Source organism: Prevotella corporis DSM 18810 = JCM 8529, from assembly GCF_000430525.1.
Lineage (GTDB): Bacteria > Bacteroidota > Bacteroidia > Bacteroidales > Bacteroidaceae > Prevotella > Prevotella corporis.
This window is the reverse complement of sequence record NZ_AUME01000032.1, coordinates 16738-35933: the sequence shown is the minus strand read 5'-3', so window position 1 is coordinate 35933 and position 19196 is coordinate 16738. Positions and strand designations below refer to the sequence as shown.

16 protein-coding genes are annotated in these 19196 nt (G+C 37.3%); 1 reads left to right on the top strand and 15 read right to left on the bottom strand.

Going from position 1 to position 19196, the window contains the following annotated elements:
- The coding region (locus tag H515_RS0107000; RefSeq protein WP_028901764.1) for a transposase at positions 1 to 400 on the bottom strand (400 nt) is incomplete at its 3' end.
- Positions 401 to 859: 459 nt separating this feature from the next.
- Between H515_RS0107000 and H515_RS0106995 the strand changes: the two genes are divergently transcribed.
- On the top strand, positions 860 to 1990 hold the full coding sequence (locus tag H515_RS0106995; protein WP_025876773.1) for a glycosyltransferase family protein: 1131 nt from the start codon (positions 860 to 862) through the stop codon (positions 1988 to 1990).
- A gap of 125 nt (positions 1991 to 2115) precedes the next feature.
- Here the strand turns inward: H515_RS0106995 and H515_RS0106990 are convergent, their stop codons facing one another.
- The 14 genes from H515_RS0106990 to rimO form a co-directional block, all read right to left on the bottom strand.
- Positions 2116 to 2634, bottom strand: a complete 519-nt coding sequence (locus tag H515_RS0106990; protein ID WP_025876775.1) for a hypothetical protein — start codon at positions 2632 to 2634, stop codon at positions 2116 to 2118.
- Positions 2635 to 4599 carry an NAD(+) synthase gene (locus H515_RS0106985; protein WP_025876777.1) on the bottom strand — a complete coding sequence of 655 codons (1965 nt, stop codon included), beginning with the start codon at positions 4597 to 4599 and terminating at the stop codon, positions 2635 to 2637.
- A gap of 12 nt (positions 4600 to 4611) precedes the next feature.
- Positions 4612 to 5781 carry a Smr/MutS family protein gene (locus H515_RS0106980; RefSeq protein WP_025876779.1) on the bottom strand — a complete coding sequence of 390 codons (1170 nt, stop codon included), beginning with the start codon at positions 5779 to 5781 and terminating at the stop codon, positions 4612 to 4614.
- Between the two features lie 19 nt (positions 5782 to 5800).
- Entirely contained in the window at positions 5801 to 7072 is a 1272-nt protein-coding gene (locus H515_RS0106975) for an S-adenosylmethionine:tRNA ribosyltransferase-isomerase (RefSeq protein WP_025876781.1), read from the bottom strand.
- Between the two features lie 9 nt (positions 7073 to 7081).
- Entirely contained in the window at positions 7082 to 7738 is a 657-nt protein-coding gene (locus tag H515_RS0106970; RefSeq protein WP_238300147.1) for a phosphatase PAP2 family protein, read from the bottom strand.
- A gap of 58 nt (positions 7739 to 7796) precedes the next feature.
- Complete coding sequence (locus H515_RS0106965) at positions 7797 to 10364, bottom strand: BatD family protein (RefSeq protein ID WP_025876785.1); 2568 nt, start codon at positions 10362 to 10364, stop codon at positions 7797 to 7799.
- Positions 10365 to 10372: 8 nt separating this feature from the next.
- Positions 10373 to 12058, bottom strand: a complete 1686-nt coding sequence (locus tag H515_RS0106960; RefSeq protein ID WP_025876787.1) for a VWA domain-containing protein — start codon at positions 12056 to 12058, stop codon at positions 10373 to 10375.
- 35 nt (positions 12059 to 12093) lie between these two features.
- Positions 12094 to 13065: a vWA domain-containing protein gene (locus H515_RS0106955; protein WP_025876789.1), complete on the bottom strand. Its 972-nt coding sequence runs from the start codon at positions 13063 to 13065 to the stop codon at positions 12094 to 12096.
- Between the two features lie 16 nt (positions 13066 to 13081).
- Positions 13082 to 14146 carry a BatD family protein gene (locus H515_RS0106950; RefSeq protein ID WP_025876791.1) on the bottom strand — a complete coding sequence of 355 codons (1065 nt, stop codon included), beginning with the start codon at positions 14144 to 14146 and terminating at the stop codon, positions 13082 to 13084.
- A complete protein-coding gene (locus H515_RS0106945; protein WP_025876793.1) occupies positions 14143 to 15015 on the bottom strand; it encodes a DUF58 domain-containing protein in 873 nt (290 codons plus the stop codon). The genes H515_RS0106950 and H515_RS0106945 overlap by 4 nt, the downstream gene beginning before the upstream one ends.
- Before the next feature lie 54 nt (positions 15016 to 15069).
- On the bottom strand, positions 15070 to 16065 hold the full coding sequence (locus H515_RS0106940) for an AAA family ATPase (RefSeq protein ID WP_028901763.1): 996 nt from the start codon (positions 16063 to 16065) through the stop codon (positions 15070 to 15072).
- 159 nt (positions 16066 to 16224) lie between these two features.
- The gene (locus tag H515_RS0106935) at positions 16225 to 17553 is read right to left on the bottom strand and encodes an HU family DNA-binding protein (RefSeq protein ID WP_025876795.1); all 1329 of its coding nucleotides are present in this window, start codon (positions 17551 to 17553) and stop codon (positions 16225 to 16227) included.
- The gene (locus H515_RS0106930; protein ID WP_025876797.1) at positions 17553 to 17840 is read right to left on the bottom strand and encodes an HU family DNA-binding protein; all 288 of its coding nucleotides are present in this window, start codon (positions 17838 to 17840) and stop codon (positions 17553 to 17555) included. The genes H515_RS0106935 and H515_RS0106930 overlap by 1 nt, the downstream gene beginning before the upstream one ends.
- A gap of 25 nt (positions 17841 to 17865) precedes the next feature.
- Positions 17866 to 19170 carry a 30S ribosomal protein S12 methylthiotransferase RimO gene (gene rimO / locus H515_RS0106925; protein WP_025876799.1) on the bottom strand — a complete coding sequence of 435 codons (1305 nt, stop codon included), beginning with the start codon at positions 19168 to 19170 and terminating at the stop codon, positions 17866 to 17868.
- Positions 19171 to 19196 lie beyond the last annotated feature (26 nt).

Genomic DNA, 19196 nt, shown 5'->3' with positions numbered 1-19196 from the left:
GGCAGCTGCCGGCAAGATGCGATACCTGCTGCTTGCTGTAGGAACGACCATAGACGCAATTGGAAATCTCGCCTATCTGCTCAGTGGTAAGACCTTTGGTGTAGAGGAGGTTGAACAATTTGGCACGTTCCTCGCTTTCGCTGCGTATCACTCCTAAGAGAATGGAATAGAAGTTTCCGCTGCGACTGTGCGGAATACGGAGCGAGAACTCAAAGCCGTGACTGTACCAACGACGGGAACGGAAGCCATTGCATTGCTCATGGGCATTTTCGCTGACGAACATCTCTCGTTCATGATACATCAGGGAGTTCATGATTAATGACTGAAGGGTAACAAAACCCTCGCTGCTACTTGTGTAATTCGAAAGAATTTCCGAAATTTGCGAATGTGTAAGTTTCATTTTTTCCTTTTTTATAGTTTACAAATACAAAGATAAGAAAAAAGAAGCTTACACACTTTTATAGGACAGTACCACTTTTTCAATTTATTTGAGCAACTTAGTATCACCCACAAGAGGCCAACAAACACCTCTTCATAAACATCTAATAATCAGTGCGATATATTCCAATTTCCAAAAGGTCATCTTTTACACTGTGATAGCTTAGCTTTTCATTTACGAAAGGTCAACTATTGCGAGCCGAAAGATTATGTCAACTGCCACATAGGGGAATCTTATCAACTTCCGCACCAACTTGCCGTGCTCGCAATATTACCTTTCAAAGGATTATAGTTGATTCCTCTATTGGAAAAACACTTGAAACTAAAATGAAACAAGATAATTGTCATTTGTTATTAGTAAATAAACCTTATTGAAATATTGCTGAATTAACTTTGCAACTAAAATTAAATCAAATAAAAAATGAAAGTATTATTTGTTGTTCAAGGGGAAGGGCGTGGGCACCTAACACAGGCCTTAACTTTAGAAAAAATGTTGACAGACAATGGTCACTCTGTAGTTGGTATTCTTGTTGGTAAAAGTTGCGCGCGTGAACTTCCTGAATTTTTCATCGACCGTGCCCAAGCGCCCATTCAGACTTTTCTCAGTCCAAATTTTCTTCCATCAAAAACAAATAAGCACATAGGTCTGACTCGTTCTATTATTTATAACATCATCAAGTCTCCAAATTATATGTCAAGCATTCACTTTTTGAAAAATCATATTGACAAGTCCGGGGCCGATTTAGTTATAAACTTTTATGAAGTTCTGACTGGCATAACCTATTATCTCTATCAACCTCAAGTTCCGGAAGTATGTATTGGGCATCAATATATGTTTTTACATCCTGAATACCAGCTGCCAGAAGAGCACAAATTCAGTCAACAACTAATGATAGCATTTACAAAGGTCACATGCTTGGGAGCTAAGAAAAAACTCGCGCTGTCATTCCGCAAGTACGAAGATGACAATATTCAAAATTTATCTATCGTCCCTCCCCTACTCCGTTCTGAAGCTACAAGCATACCAAGACATCATGGCGATTATGTGTTAGGATATATTCTAAATGCCGGATTTAGCGAAAATGTGATAGAATGGCACAAAAGAAATCCGAAACTTAATCTTCATTTTTTCTGGGATAGGAAAGATGCCGCGGAAACTACAATAATTGATGAAACATTGACTTTCCATCGTATCGATGACAAGAAATTCCTTCATTATTTAGCTAATAGCAAGGCTTATGCAACAACAGGAGGCTTCGAATCCGTTTGCGAAGCCATGTATATGGGGAAACCAGTGTTGCTGGTGCCTGCACACGTGGAACAAGAATGCAATGCATTCGAGGCAATGAATCAAGGTGCTGGAATTGTTTCTAATAATTTTAATATTGACCAATTGGTGGAATTTTGTCATGAATATGGTGAAGATGTTGAGTTTAGAATGTGGGAGAATGAGGCCGAAATGAGAATTATTTCACGATTAGAGGCGGTAGTTGAAAAATACAATGACAAAATTAACGCATATCCAGTTAAAACCTCTTATGCAGCTGGATAAAAATATTCGTACATCTAAAGAACTCAATATTGGAGGAACCCAATATACCTTACAGCAAAGTAGAATCTTCGTTATTGGTGAGTTTGTGTTGGATTGTGGGTGAACCAAAGGTGACTTCAGCCAAGTTAAATAGTAAAAAATCGCATGATATAAATATCATACCAAATCGTCACATCTACCAAAACGCTGGTGTCTGCCTTACGAAATTGTATTACATTCGTCATTTTGTTACTCAACGAAGACGTATAACCGAATTGTCGCAACTCGTTTGTAAATATCTGGTAATAGAATTTATCCCAAAAGACTATTTCTAAGTCTCCATTTTGTGTATCAATAATTCCGATACTTGTGAAATCAGCCTTTTTAAAAAGTTTATATAGTTGGTCTCGGTTTATATCATATTCGGTGTTGGCTTTCAAGTGCCAGCCCCAAATATGTCTGGGGTCAGAGTCAGGAACATATTTAGCTGCCCTTATTCTTCTTAACCCGTAGCGTCTGAATGGTGCTATGGCTGATGCGTCTTTTTTCTTTTGTAATTGGTATCTAAGTATGTCTATGGTCGGTATATGTAGATAATTGTCATACTGGGCATACCCCAATATGACAATCATCCATAAGGAAAAGGTCAAAACAAATTTCTTCATTTACAAATTTTCAAGTTCTGCAAGCCAATTTGTAGCCATTGCATCAGAAGGCATGCGCCAATCCCCGCGTGGTGAAAGGCTAACTACAGATGTTTTGGGACCATCTGGAAAGCAAGAACGCTTAAACTGATTATTGAAGAACCGTTTGAAGAATATTTGCATTTTTTCCTTAATGACTTCATCTGTGTATCTTCCCGCAAAGGCCGACTGAGCCAGGAAAAGAATCTTTGACGGACGATAACCATAACGTAGAACATAATAAAGGAAGAAGTCATGAAGTTCATAAGGCCCAACAATATCTTCTGTCTTTTGCTCTATTTCACCAGAATCGTTTGCCGGAAGGAGTTCTGGAGAAATAGGAGTATCAATCACATCTATCAAACAAGCGCAAATGTTTGCGTTGTCCTCATTGTCAACATAATACCTAATCAAGTCTTTTATGGTTGTTTTCGGAGCACCAGAATTGACAGCATACATACTCATGTGATCACCATTAAATGTACACCAGCCCAGGGCTAATTCACTCATATCACCCGTTCCTATCACTAAACCGTTATACTTGTTACTCAAATCCATAAGAATCTGCGTACGCTCGCGAGCTTGTGCATTTTCATAAGTGGAGTCATGGTTCTCAATACTGTGTTCGAGATCTTTAAGATGTTGAATAACAGACTCCTTAATATCAATTTCTTTCATCGTGATGCCCATTTCCTCCATCAACTTAATAGCATTATTGTATGTGCGATCTGTGGTTCCAAAACCAGGCATGGTAACACCAATAATTCCTTTTCGATCGTATCCCAATCGATCAAAGGCCCATACACAAACAAGTAAAGCCAGTGTCGAATCGAGACCACCACTCACACCTAACACCACATTCTTGCATTTTGTATGAACAAGACGTCGTATAAGACCAAACACTTGCGCATTGAACATTTCATGACAAGCAGATTTTTTATCGGCACTTTCTGGCATGAAAGGATGGGGATCAACGTAACGTGTCAGAATGAATTCTTTTTCAGGATTATTCGGAGCGCCACAATTTATATACTCATTGATTTTAAATGGACCATTGATGCCTAATGGTTCTGTTCCGAGAGTTCTCTGTACCCCACAGAACGTAGTATTATTTCGCCGTTCACTACGCAGCTTATCCATATCAATTTCCGCAATGCGCATCTGTGGCTCAAGGCTGAAACGCTCAGAATAGGCAACCAGTTGTCCACTCTCATAGATTATAGCATTTCCTGCATTGACGATGTCCTGCGTGCTCTCTCCAAATCCGCAACTGCTATATACATAGGCTGCCATAAGACGAGCACTATGCTGCATCAGCATTTCCTTTAGATATTGATGTTTGCCGAAGAGCTCGTCCGTTGCTGACAGATTGAAGATTATTTCAGCTCCTGCCAATGCCAAATAGCTACTTGGTGCTATCGGCGCCCAAACGTCCTCGCAAATTTCACATCCGAATTTTACTCCACTTGCAGTTTGAAATATTTGCATATCATTTGATACGTTGATACATTGACCAGCATAGTGAAGCTGTGTCGGATGCAAATCCTTTGCCGAGGCAAACCAACGCTTTTCATAGAACTCATCATAATTTGGCAAATAGGTCTTGGGGACAATTCCCAAAATTTTACCTTGTTGAATGACAACGGCACAGTTCAGTGTTAAAGGCCCTACGCATACAGGAGCCCCAACAATGGCAATAATGTCCAATTGGCGAGTAAAGGCCAAAAGCATTAAAATTGCATGTTCGGCATCTTCCAGCAAAAGTTGCTGGCGAAATAAGTCTTGACAAGAGTAGCTTGTCAATGAAAGTTCGGGAAAGACAATTATTTCAACACCCTTCCCCTCTGCAATTGCTATTTGTTCTTCAATAGACTCAAGATTGAATTTTGTGTCAGCAACTCGAACCGCAGGGATGGCTGCTGCAACTTTGATAAATCCACATTTCATCGCATATAGTATTTAGGTTATTATCGTTACTTGGGTCGCACCGTATCCATATTCTTGAAATGATGCGTCTTGATATTTATATTTTTTATATTTATAGTTGAGTACGTGAATCAAGGAATGACGAAGCACTCCGTTGCCTTTTCCATGAATGAAAACGATTTTCTGACCATTTTTATGTTTATACTGTTCCAAAATAGTTTGGAATGTATGAAGCTGATAGTCTAAAATATCTTTTGCTGACATTCCTGTAATTGTATCTAATAACTCATTTGCATGCAAATCTACAACAATTTTATCATTTTTCAGCAATTGTTTGGTAAGTTGTCGCTTACTTTGGTGATTTGTATGGCGTTTTTCTATTTCTTTTCCGGTTCTTATAGCCAGAAGATCCATAATTTCAGATTGTTGCTTATGTAAGGTGTCAAAAATATCGGAAGCCAAGTTATCATCTTGTTTAGTTATTCTTTCACTATCAATAATTGAATAAAGGAGCGCCGGTTGTTCAAAGAAATCATTTTCTTTAAATGAGTTTGGCTTATAAAATTTAGTCGCATCTATGCGAACACGTACATCAGATGCGGGCTTCAACTCAAAATTGCCATTCCTTTTAAACGCAATGAGCTGAATATTGGCTTCTTGAAGAGAATTTAAATCAGTGTAGGTAAATTCCTCTATAAATAATTTTGAATTAGGTTCTATCTCTCCTTCTGATTTGCAGCACCAATTGTTCTCACTCTTTATTGCATAAACATAATGCAAGCAGTAGTTAGATTGATTAACCAAATATGATGAAAATACTCCTTCTTTAAGTGGATTAGCCAAAAATGCTAAATATGAGGCTAGTTCATTAGCCACTGCAAGTTTCCTATTTGGAAGAGAAGAATCATCCGATTCCATGATGTCGGTTTCTTCCGTAATTGGACTGGTTGATTCCGGATCTTCTGATAATCGGGCTTTGATAGACCTGTGGTTACCATCCTCTCTTTCCTGAATCTCCTTTTCGTTCCTATTAATCTTGGCAAGTGAAATATCCTCATTTCCAACAAGTACCACATCGTTAATAGGTGTCGGAATTTCGAAACCGTCTTCATCTTCAACAAGAACAATATCTTTCCCTTTAAATCCAGATATTATCCCTCCACCAACTTCACTTAGAAATCTAACTTTATCTCCTATTTTCATATCGTTAATGATTTTATTGCTACGGTATCAACAGACTGCTATCACCATAGCTAAGAAAACGAAAATCATGAGACAGTGCATAGTCATACACCTTTCGCCAATCACCATTCAAAAATGCACTAACAAGTAGTAAAAGAGTTGATTGTGGTTGATGAAAATTTGTAATCAACATCTTTACAATCTTATACTTGTATCCTGGCGCTATGATGATTTGGGTACTTGAATGTAGCCCTTCTAATTCATCACGCTTTAGGTAGTTTAATAAGTTCTCTATTGCTTTTGTAACAGAAATTATTTCCCCATTGACATATACAAGCCCATTCTCATCATGCGCATATTCATAAGGTTCCCATTGGCTTACATGTAAATCAGTTTCCTGTGCATCTGGCCTTGTTTCCAGCTTCACCCCCATATAGTAGAGACTCTCCAAAGTTCGGACACTTGTTGTACCCACTGCAATTGCGTTGCAGTCGTGTTCAAGGAGACGTTCCAAAGTATGACGATGTACGACCACGTATTCTGTATGCATACTATGTCCTGCTATCTCTGTACTTTTAACAGGTTTGAATGTACCCGCCCCTACATGAAGTGTGAGCTCATCTCTAACAATTCCAGAGTCATCAAGAGATTTAAGAACTGCATCAGTAAAATGCAAACCTGCTGTGGGCGCAGCAACAGAACCCTTTATCTTTGAATAAACCGTCTGATAGGTGGTTTTGTCGCTCTCCTGTGTATCCCTATTAAGATAAGGGGGAATGGGTAATTCTCCCACAGCCTCAAGAATTTCTGCAAAGGAAACATTTTTGTTGTCCCAAGTAAAATCTATCCAATGATTAGTCCCCCCACCAATCGCAGTGCTCTTGGTTTCCTGTCTTGTAGCAGAAAGCACGAGTTTCTTTCCATTAATCTCAAATGCACGGGACAGAACTCCTTCTTTCCATTTCTTTAAATTCCCTATCATGCACAGCCACGAACAGTTTCTATTAGTTTGAAACATTAACTCATAATCTGTAGGATTGGCAGGTTCCATAAGGAAAATTTCAATCAACGCACCAGTTTCCTTGCGGAAATGCAAACGGGCCTGGATAACTTTCGTGTTATTGAAAACCATTAAAGCACCTTTGGGCAAATGTTTGTTCAGATTATAAAATACATCTTCAGAAACGTTACCATGTTTATACAATAAGAGCTTACTATGATCTCTTTGAGTAATCGGAAATTTTGCTATTCGCTCATCAGGTAGCTGATAGCTATAGTCAGAAATTTTGATATGTTTTGTATCTTGTATCATCTTAATATTTTAAATTCCTAAATTAATAACTGCACAAATAATACAGAAAATAAGTGTTAGAAAAAAACATGTCATTACCAAATCTATATCTGTGAGACTGTATCCAGTTTTTGTAAATTGAGTTGAAACATAGTTTATCTTTGGATTTCTTAAACGATAGATGTATAAAAAACAAGAATATGCTAAAGTTGCAATAACGCAACCGACAACTATGCCAGTTAATACATCAGAAGGATAATGAACTCCAAGATAAAGCCTGCTCCAGCTATTTAAAAGAGCCCAACTGAAAAGAAGGGTTGAGAGCAGTTTGCTCCTTACTAAAAGACTAATAAACAACGCAATGGTAAAGGTGTTACAAGCATGGGCTGAATAAAAACTATACCCATGACCTGTGTAATCGTCCACTAGGCTTATACTTTCAGTGAATGAAGAATCTATAGAAGGTCTAATACGTCCCACAAAAGGCTTAATGAATCCCCCATTAAGACCGTTTGATAACAGCATACAGCATCCGACTGTCATTAAAATAAGCAATATTTGCCCCAAGGACTCATTATTCTTAATAACCAGATAGAGAAGAGAAATATAAAGAGGAATCCATGTATATTCATTGGTTAATAACAAGACCAACTGGTCGATGAAAATATTATTACTTCCATTCATCATTGACAATAGAGTTTTGTCATATCTCACTATATCCTCTACACCCATCAATAAGATTTTATTAAATTTCTTCTATAAGAGTGGTCTTGATCCAGCCAGCATCGCCATTTGATAACGTAACTCCATACCAATCACCAAGAGTTCGGTCAGTGATGTTAAGCTTTGTCCCTTCGTGAATAACAATAATATTCTTTGCTTTGGAATCGGGAGTGATTTTAACACAGGCCGTTGGTGCTATGACAATAGCAGAATGGTTATTAATCATTATTGAACGCTTATAGAATGCGAAGATACTGGAAACTATAAAAATAAAGAAAGAGAGCATAGCAAGGAAAAAACCAAGTTTTTTTAAACCAACCCTTTGAGCAAAAAGATATAATAGCGTTAGTGCAAAGGCCAAGCATAAAGAGATAATGCTTAGATAGGCCCATCCGTCAATGCTCATAGAGTCGATGAGAGATTTTAGCCAACTAATGAAGAACATTTCTGATTTTGGCGACAACTGATCAAAGGTTTTCGACTGTGCAAGTTGGAGATTATAAATGATGTCTTTATCACTTGGAGAAAGACGGAGTGCACGTTCATAAGCAATGATAGCTTTAGGAATATCATTATTCTTGTAATAGGCATTTCCTAAATTATAATAACAATCAGCGGTAGCTTCTTTAGAAATAACAGCTTTATAAGTCTTAATCGCATATTCATAATCACCTCTCTGATATGCCTCATCCGCTTGTACTTTATTTTGAGACAATGCCGGCATCGCCCAAAGGAGTCCTCCAAAGATTAAAATGAATACAGACGACATCATTTTGGAGGTCTTTATGTTACGCTTACTATCGTCGATAACACTCTCGACTTCAGAAATAGCCAAAATTGATTTATCGTATGTAATTTTCATATTTCCATTTTCATCACCTGGGGCATAACGTTGAAATTCACATTCTTCAAGTGCTTCAATGAATTTATTTACAGTATCCTTATCAACGTCTCTGTTCGTAAATACCTCATTGATATTATTGCGCGAGAGCTGTTCAACAGGAATATTAAGTTTGTCTCCGATATAGCCCCAAAGTGCATGTAGAATCTCATCATAGAACTCAGTAGATTTACCATGAATCATGAGCTGATGGGCTTTGCGCATTCGTTTAATAGCTACTTTCTGAGCATTTTTCCCCTTCAACAAAACAATGTCAGAGTTTAAATGGGAGCGCTTTTTCAGCAAGCGAAGCAAAACAATAAAAAGAAGAATGACAAGTAATAATGTCAACCAATAAGCAACTGATCCAAAGAACGACTTAACACCATCAAGCTGACCTTTACCAGTTTTTAAACCTCTAATATCACTATTTCCATTTCCCGCTTGCTGAACCAAACTTTCAGAAGTGCCGTCCCCTTTTGCCACATTTATTTTAAATGATTGCGTTTGGACGGTTTTATAACTATTAGAAGAAGTGTCAAAGAAGACAAATTTCACCGAAGGTAGTGTATATTCACCCTTGGTTCGAGGAACAGCAATAAAGTCATAAATCATACTACCCTCAGAACCTCTTCCTCCCAACTTTGTTTTATCGATGACTTTTGGATCATAAACATCAAACTCTTTAGGAAAACTAACAGTAGGTTGTTTAATCAACTTCAGGTTTCCAGCACCACTTACAATTACACGTAATTTCACAGGAACTCCCTCTTTGGACTCTCTTTTGTCCAATTGTGCGCTGATATTGAATTTTCCTACACCTCCAGAAAAGCCATCAGGTTGTTGGGGTAAAGGCATTACATTCAAAACGACACTTGGAGCAACTACATCTTTGTCAATATCATCTCCGTTTGACATAAATGCAAATGGATCAAAATCATTAAAAGATGGGCGTATTTTACCATGAAAATTAATTGCGGGAACCTTTATCTTGCCAGTGACTTGCGGGAACAAGACATATTGAGACCATGTTGTACATTTGTATTTACGTCCATTAAGCGTTTCTAAATGAAACGACTTCTGCTGTGGAAGTTTCACTTCTTGTACATGAAAGCCAGTGAGGTCGGGCATCTTTCCGGCCAGACTTACTAAATCAACCGAAGTATAAACCTTATAAGTCAAAACGACAGGTTCTTGCTCGTGAATTTTTGTTTTATTTGCCGTAACTTTAATGAATAGATCTTTTGAACCAATATTTTTACTTTCCGGGCGAGTAATCTCAATTTCATTTCCATAACTTCTATTCATATTAGCAGAACGGCTTACATTGACATTTCCAGATGCGGAAAACTTGACAGGTGTTGAAGCAATGTTCTGTCCATTTACTGTAATACGGGCAGGAGGGAGTGTAAAATTCCCTTTCTTGGTAGCCATAAGAACATAGTCAAATGAGACTGAAGATGAGCTGCTTGTATGTCCATTTGTAACTTGATAGCTCGATTGCTTTGCTACATAAGGTCCAGCAAGTACTTCAATACCATTGGGAAGTTTTCCAAACTTGAAATTTTCTACATTATCTGTGTAAACTGTATATTCGACTTGAAATTGTTCGCCAACTATCACTTGCCTTGGAGCAGCAACACGGACGTGCTGTGCCAGCATTATGGTCGGTATGATAATCATCAGTAAAATATAAATATATCGTCTCATAATCATCTCTACCAATTATTTTCAATATTTCTTCTTGTTGGTTGTCGCATTGCTTTCTTTAAACGTTTTTGTGTTGCTTTTTCTTCTTGCATAGCTGCATTAAGCAACTGTTCGGCGTTGTCTTTGCTCAATTTTTCATCATTGTTTTGTTGTTTCTTTTTGTCGTCTTTAGGAGGACTTTTCTTTTGTCGTTTTTTGTTATTATCTTTATTTTGATTCTGATTCTTATCTTGATTTTGCTGTTGTTTGTGTTTTTGTTTCATACAGAAAGATAAATTATATCGTGCATTGTCATGTTTTGGATTGTCTCGAAGAGCATTCTTGTATGCTTCAATAGCTTTGTCATAGTCCTTCAATTTCTGATAGACAGTACCAAGATTGTAGGATGAACTAGCACGACGAAGGGAATTGTGTTCAACCTTAACGGCCTGATTATACTGCTGTATGGCCTGTGAATCTTTATTTTGAGCTTGTAAAGCACATCCCAAATTAAACAATGCAGTCCCATTGTGCGCATTTTTGCTCAGCGCTTTTCGATAATTAGTTTCTGCTTGAGAATAATTTCTCTTATGAAAGAATTTATTTCCATCTCTAATCAACTGTCTATCACCTTGTGCGAAGGTCGGTAAAGTCATTATCAATAATATAATAACTGCCACTGCTTTGTTCTTCGGATCTTTATGAAAAATATTCCATTTTCCCAAAATCGGATTTTTTACTTCAAGTATCAGGGTTTCAATAATTAATAATAAAATTATCAAAACTGCTACAGCCTGAAACTGATCATCAAACTCGCTATATACAGTGCCACCTAAATTCCCTTTTTGCATTTTCCCCAATTCGGTGTTAAGACGTTTTTCGGCTGCAAAATTATTATCTATGTGTAAATACAGCCCATCTCCAGCAGATGCAATCTGCCGACACATGAATTCATTAAGCCTTGTCATAACAGTATTATCTTTACTGTCTTTTAGATACTCACCATCACCTAATGGAATTGGGGCTCCACTTGATGAGCCAATACCAAGAATGAAAACCCTAATCCCCATATTACTAGCTTTTTTTGCCATCTTCTCGGCTTTTCCTTCGTGATCCTCTCCATCTGTTATTACAATAATGGCTTTTCCTGTTTTAGTGTCTTGAGAAAAACTATGCATTGCTAAATCCAAAGCTTCTCCAATATCAGTTCCCTGCGTACCTATTAGCGATGGATCGATGTTATTGAGAAACATCTTCGCTGAAACGTAATCTGCAGTAATAGGCAATTGAACATAAGCATCTCCAGCAAAGACGATGAGCCCAATTCTGTCTTCTGTAAAGTTATTAACCAAATTTTCAACCATCATCTTGCTCTTCTCCAACCGAGATGGAGCAACATCTTCTGCTAACATGGAATTACTTATATCCATCGCAATGATAGCCTCAATACCCTTACGTTTATCAGTAGATACCTTGGTTCCCATTTGCGGTCGTGCAAGCATTATTATCATCAATGCCAATGTTAATTCCATAAGAAGAAATTTTACAAAAGGCCGATATATTGAATAACTGGGGGAAAGCTGTCGCAATAAATTGAAATCACCAAACTTTAACATGCGCTTTTTTCGTTTACGAACCCATGCCAAATAGATGATGGCCAATATTGGTATCAGTAACAACAACCAGAGGTATAATGGATGATCGAATCTAAACATTCTATTATTTCAAATCTTTTTTACTTTGACTATTATTATGGAATACGTTTTAGAATTGTTGTCCTCAACATTATCTCCAAAAGGAACAAGAGCAAAGCTAAGACTGCAAAAGGCATGTATGCCTCATACCGCTTACCATAGTTTGTAGAACTAATCTTTGTTTTTTCCAATTTATCTATGTCCTTATATATTTGCGAAAGTTCGTGCCGGCTTTGAGCCCGATAGAATTCTCCGTTTGTTGCCACAGCGATGTCTTGCAAGGTTTTATAATCTATTTCGCCTATCATCCCTGAAGTCATCGATGCAATTTGATCAGACCCCAACCCTATTGTATAAACTCTAATGCCAAATTTTTGAGCAATTTCAGCAGCTGTCATAGGGGAGATATCACCCATATTGTTACTGCCATCGGTCAGCAATATGACAACTTTACTTTTAGCTTTAACATCTTTAAGTCTGCTAACCGCATTTGCCAATCCCATGCCAATAGCTGTTCCATCTTGAATTAAGCCATTGGCAGAGATGTCAGTACGAACATTCTTGAGCAAATTCAAAAGCGAAGCATGGTCTGTAGTCATCGGACATTGTGTGAATGCTTCACCAGCAAAAATTGTAAGTCCTATGTTATCAGTAGGACGGGCACTGATAAACTCTGTTGCAACATCTTTAGCAACTTCCATTCGATTGGGAGTTAAATCTTGTGAAAGCATACTGGTAGAAACATCCATGGCTAACATGATGTTGATACCATTCGAATAATCATTGGTTATTGGGCTATGAGTCTGAGGACGCGCCAGTACTATCACAACAAGAGTGAAGGTCAAGCAACGGAGGAACATTGGGAGATGAATCATCTTTACCCTAAAACTCTTAGCTGCATATTCATAGGCAAACGTATCTGCCATTCTCATTGTTGATTCACTACCTCTTCTATGGAGAAAATACCAAAGAATGTAGGGAATCAACAATAAAAGCAACAAAAGATATTCCTTATTTGCAAATTCCATCATCAAATATATTTATTTAGTCCAAAATGGTGTAAACGCCCCATGTTATAATCACAATGAGTATTGAGACTAAAATGAGTATTCCCGAGATAACCAACTTCAGCATCCTATGTTGACGAGTAAACCTTATATCAGAAACATCGATATTTTCAAATTCTTCTTTGATTGGGACTTCTGCAGATTTTGTTTCTTCAATAAAGTTGATAACATTCTGCAGATAATTATCTTTATCAGAATTGTCAGTTGAATATTTGGCAAATTTTACCAAATCAACAGTCTCTAAGAGATTTCTCAATTCATTAATTTGAGATTCATTTCTTTTTTCCTTCAGACTTTGCAATATCTCAGTAGAAGTCATTTCCATGGCTTTGATATTGAACCTATCTTCCAAATAATCTCGTAGTATGTTGATAAGACGAGTATAGAAAGCTTTCTGCTGCTCGCTGTCATTAATTTCGAATTCCATATTCACATTTGAAATGGCATCCAATGCCTTCTCATGTGGAAGTTGTTTTTTACTTTTTTGCTTGTGTCGAATAATAGGTTTTTCACTCAGTAACCTTAGTCTGAGAAAATAAGCAACAATCAACAGAAGAATTACAAGAATACTGAGCCAAAAATAAGGCATCCAGTCTGAAATAGAGAATGGGTTATTCTGGATATCATCAGCTGGACGAACTTGCGCATTTGCTAAAGTATCCGTTTCGACATCTTTTACATTAATTGTTAATTCATTTGATTTATATTCTTTCCCATTGACTTGTACAAACATTGACGGTAGTTTATACGACTTAGGAGTCCAGCCCGTGAGTGTAATATTCTCAGAATAGCTGTCATTAGTTTCGGTTGAAAGTGTGTCTATTTTGTATTGAACGATTTCAATTCCATCAGGCACAAATTTCAATTTTTTATATTTGGGAAATTCTATTTTTGAGCCCTTGGGAGCTGTAACATTGACTTTCCAGTGTGTTTGTTCGCCTATTAAAATTGTTGTTGTGTCCAAAATTGCATCAACCTTTACTTGGGAATAAGCAAAGGTTGCATTGAAAATCAGAATCAATATGTAAATATATCTTTTCATTGACCTCTTTTAGAAAATAATATCATTAGTTTCATGACAAAATCCTCACCAGTTGCAATGGAGATATTATCTACATTACTCTTGGAGAAAATATCATTCAGCAAAGTTTGCTGCTTCAACCAATATTCATTGTGAGCTTCACGAAGTCTATAACTACTAGTATCAATGAACATTTCATGGCCTGTTTCAGCATCTTTTATCTTCATCAAACCAACATCGGGTAGATTCTTCGTCCGCTGATCATATATTTGAACTGCTATGACATCATGCTTTCGATTTGCTATAGTCAGTTCATCCTTAAAGCTCTTACGAACAAAGAAGTCACTAAGGATGAAAGCCGTGCAATGTCGTTTCATTACTTTGGTAAGAAATTCAATTGCGGTTTTTAAATCAGTACGTTGACTCTTTGGCTTAAAATCCAGCATCTCTCGTATGATATAAAGGATATGTTTCTTACCTTTTTGGGGAGGGATATATTTCTCAACGTGATCCGAAAAGAAAATAACACCGATTTTGTCATTATTCTGAATGGCTGAAAATGCTAATGTTGCGGCAATCTCAGCAACTAACTCACTTTTCATCTGCTTAGTGGTTCCGAAATCCAACGAGCCACTCACATCAATGAGCAACATTACTGTCATCTCGCGCTCCTCTTCAAACACTTTCACAAATGGATGATGAAAACGAGCTGTCACATTCCAATCAATATCTCTTACATCATCACCATACTGGTATTCGCGCACTTCGGAGAAAGCCATACCACGTCCTTTGAAGGCCGAATGATACTGCCCAGCAAAAATATTCTGACTAAGCCGTCGGGTCTTAATCTCTATTTTCCGTACTTTACTTAAAATATCCGAAGTGTTCATTTACGCTTTGCTGTCTCATTAACATTTTCAAGCCAAAATACCTCTTTCAGTAGCTTATGGTACTTCAACCTTATTGATGATTTGACTGATAATTTCCTCACTGGTGATATTACTTGCCTCAGCCTCATAGGATAATCCTATACGATGGCGAAGAACATCATGGGCTATTGCCCTGATATCTTCTGGAACGACGTAGCCACGATGTTTTATGAATGCATAAGCTCTTCCGGCTTTGGCAAGATTGATACTCGCACGTGGACTTCCGCCAAAGGTTATCATCTGCTTTAAATCACTAAGCCCATATTTTTCAGGATAACGACTGGCAAAAACAATGTCGGCTATGTATTGCTCAATTTTTTCATCTACATAAACATCATTGATAACAGTTCTTGCATTCAAAATCTCATCAGCTGTCGTTACCGCACTAACTTGTGGCAAATTTTCTCTGAGGTTTTCACGAATCACAAGTTTCTCTTCCTCCAATGTTGGATAACCTATGATTACCTTCAGCATGAAACGGTCAACTTGTGCTTCTGGCAACATGTATGTACCTTCTTGCTCTATTGGATTTTGAGTAGCCATCACCATGAAAGGATTCGGAAGAATAAACGTTTGGTCACCAATTGTCACCTGATGCTCTTGCATTGCTTCGAGTAACGCGCTTTGAACTTTTGCAGGGGCACGGTTAATCTCGTCAGCCAGCACAAAATTAGCAAATACAGGACCTTTCTTTACATGAAAGCTTTCATCCTTTTGCGAGTAGATTTGCGTACCAATGACATCAGCAGGCAAAAGATCTGGAGTAAACTGAATTCGATTGTATTTAGAGTCAATCAATTGAGAAAGGGTCTTGATGGCTAAAGTCTTAGCCAACCCAGGAACACCTTCCAATAAAATATGACCATTGCTAAGTAAACTTATAAGTAACGAATCAACCAAATGTTGCTGACCAACTATAACTTGTTTCATACCTGTCATCAAGTTGGTTACAAATGCACTTTTCTGCTCGATTCGAATGTTCAGTTCACGAATATCTATAGCTTCTGCCATGACTAAAATAATTTTATTGCTTCACGTTAAATAATATCACGCAAAATTACTATAAATAACGCAATAAGAGCTAATATAACAGACTAAATTATATTAAAAAAGTTTCCTAAAACTAAGATTTTAAGAAACTTTTCAGTTATAGTGAAAAATGTATTTTATTTACATTTTTCTCTTTCTTCTATATTCTGGACGCAATTCTACAATTGGCACTTTCATAGTGTCGCCCTCGATCATTGATTCTGATCCATTCAAAACTTGAAAATACCCCACCATATCAGGCCCTAAAGTTTTTTTACTGTATGAGAACATCGTCTCTCCCTTTTTAAGTACGACTTCCTTCTCAACACCAACAATATCATAAGCGCCATATCTGATTTTGGGGTCAGAACTTAATGATTTATAATCTATTTCATTTGGATTTTCAGCTTTGTCTTTTTCTAAAATAGCTTCTGAATTGAGATTTTTCGAAGTATTATCATGGTCAATAGGAATAGACATCTTTTCCATTTTCACTTTATTAGCTGGTTGTTGCCCTTCGCTGGGTGAGCTTTTACCCCAAAAATAGATACCAAAGATCAATAAAACTAAAAGCAAAGCCAATAAGACCGTTAGCCAAGGTCTAAACTTTCTTTTCTCTACTTGATTATCATGATCATCACTAATCATTTCCTCTGAATCATCGGACATTCCGTCATTAGTTGTCTCATCTGGCTTATCCTGTGATTTACTACTTTCTGAATCTACGGTTACCCCTATATCATTTTCACAAAAAGGCTTTGTCTCACCAATTTCATCGGAATACATAACGGGTGATGAGCTCTGTTTTTCGTAACTAATACTATCTTCTTCGGATAAATCAGAAATCTTTGATGAAAAATCAGTCATACAAGCTTGCTGCTGTTGGTCGATAGCTACAGTGGTACTTTCTTTTGTAATTACATCATTTACGACAGGTTCAGAACGAGCCGTTACTGCCCCCTCCTTAGAGGTTTGGTTTTTCTGAACAGTTTCGTCTAAAGGAGAAATTGTTTCGGTGCTACCTGAGTCTGACTGACAACCTGAAATTGACGATTGTTCTTCAAGATTACCAAAATTATTATTGTCTGACGACGAATTAAAAGAAGATTTGTTTTTCTCTTCATTTTGAATATCCTCCTCAAACTCAACACCATCATTAAGAATAACTGTCTCGAATTGCGAAAAAGGCTTATTTACCAACTCTTTCATAAAAGAGTCAGGGGTAAAGCTGACCTTATTATGTCCTTCTATAAGAACTCTTTCACCTGTATTTACATTTATACTCTCGCGCGGTTTTACTGCCAATAATTTAAAGGTCCCTAAGCCTTTTACCTTTGTAATCTTATCTTCTTTCAAGCCGTTATTTACAACCTCGAAAATAGCGGAAACGAAGCTATCTGCCTCCTTTACAGAAAGGCCGCTTTTCTTTGATAGCTCTTCTAATATGAGTTGTAGAACAGTACTTGGCATTATTCATTTCCCCCTTTCTTCAATTTTTCCTTAATAGAAGCTGTTGGACGAAAACCTAAAACTAATTTAGGCGGAATCAACATTCTGACCCCAGTAGCTGGATTTGTCATCACCCTTTCAAGTCTTTTCTTCACCTCAAAAGTCCCAAAACCATTAATTAATATTGGTTCTCCTACTTCAAAATTATCTCCCATAACAGAGAAAACAGTCTTTACAAGTTTTTGAGTTTTATCCAGGGAATAGCCAGTTTTATCGGCCAAGGCAGCTATAAATTCTTTATTATTCATATTTGGGGTAATTTTATTCTTGAACTTATTTACAAACAGTAACCTCACCGTATAAATCAAATTCGTCAGAATCAGTTATTAAGACATTGTAGAAGTTTCCAACTCGCAAACGTTTGCCTGCCTTTATCAAAACTTCTGGATCAACATCGGGCGAGCAAAATTCACTGCGACCGACATAATAATCTCCTTCTTTTCTATCAATTATAACCTTTAGTGTCTTACCTACTTTTTCGGCCTCTATTTCAGCTGAAATATCCTGCTGTAAAGCCATCAGCTTATTCAATCTGCATTGTTTTACATCTTCTGGTACATCATCCTTATAATGCTTAGCCCCGTAAGTTCCTTCCTCATGTGAGTATGCAAAAGCCCCCATACGTTCAAAGCGTGCCCATCTAACGAAATCCATGAGTTCTTTGAAATCTTCTTCCGTTTCTCCTGGGAATCCAACCATTAACGTAGTACGAATGTGAATCCCCGGTACTTTTTCCCGAATAGATTTCACAAAATCCAGTGTCTGTTCTTTCGTAACATTCCGACGCATACGGGTTAACATGTGGTCAGAAATATGTTGAAGAGCTACATCCAAATATTTACAAACTTGAGGCTTCTCACGAATCACATCAAGTAAATCCATTGGAAATTGGTTCGGATAAGCATAATGAAGCCGTATCCATTCTACTCCAGGGATGGCAGCCATACGAGAAATCAATTCTGTTACATGTCGTTTTCCATCGAAGTCCACACCATAATAAGTGAGTTCTTGCTCTATAATTTGAAACTCTTTAGTCCCATTAGCTGCCAACATACTAACTTCATCAAGAATATCATCAATTGGGCGCGAACGATGTTTACCAGTAATAAGTGGTATGGCACAGTACGCACATTGACGATCACACCCTTCTGCAATTTTAATATAGGCATAGTGATGTGGTGTTGTAAGACTCCTACTACCATCACACGACGGAATCTCTGCTTTGCCTAAATCAGATAAGAGTTGTTTGAAATTAAATTTACCATAAAATCTATCGACTTCAGGTATATCCTCTTCCAACTCTTTCTGGTATCTTTGAGACAAACAGCCCATTACATAAAGTTTGCTGAGCTGTCCATTGTTTTTCCTATTAACAAAATCGAGGATAGTATTAACACTCTCCTCTTTTGCAGATTCTATAAAACCGCATGTATTGATGACAGCAATTTCTCCTTGTGGATGTTGGGAGTCATGCATACATTTATATCCGTTTGCCTCAAGTTGTTTCATGAGGAGTTCAGAATCGACCAAATTCTTTGAACACCCCATGGTGATGATATCTATTTGATTTTTTCTCATTAATTACACCTCTATACCCAAGCTAA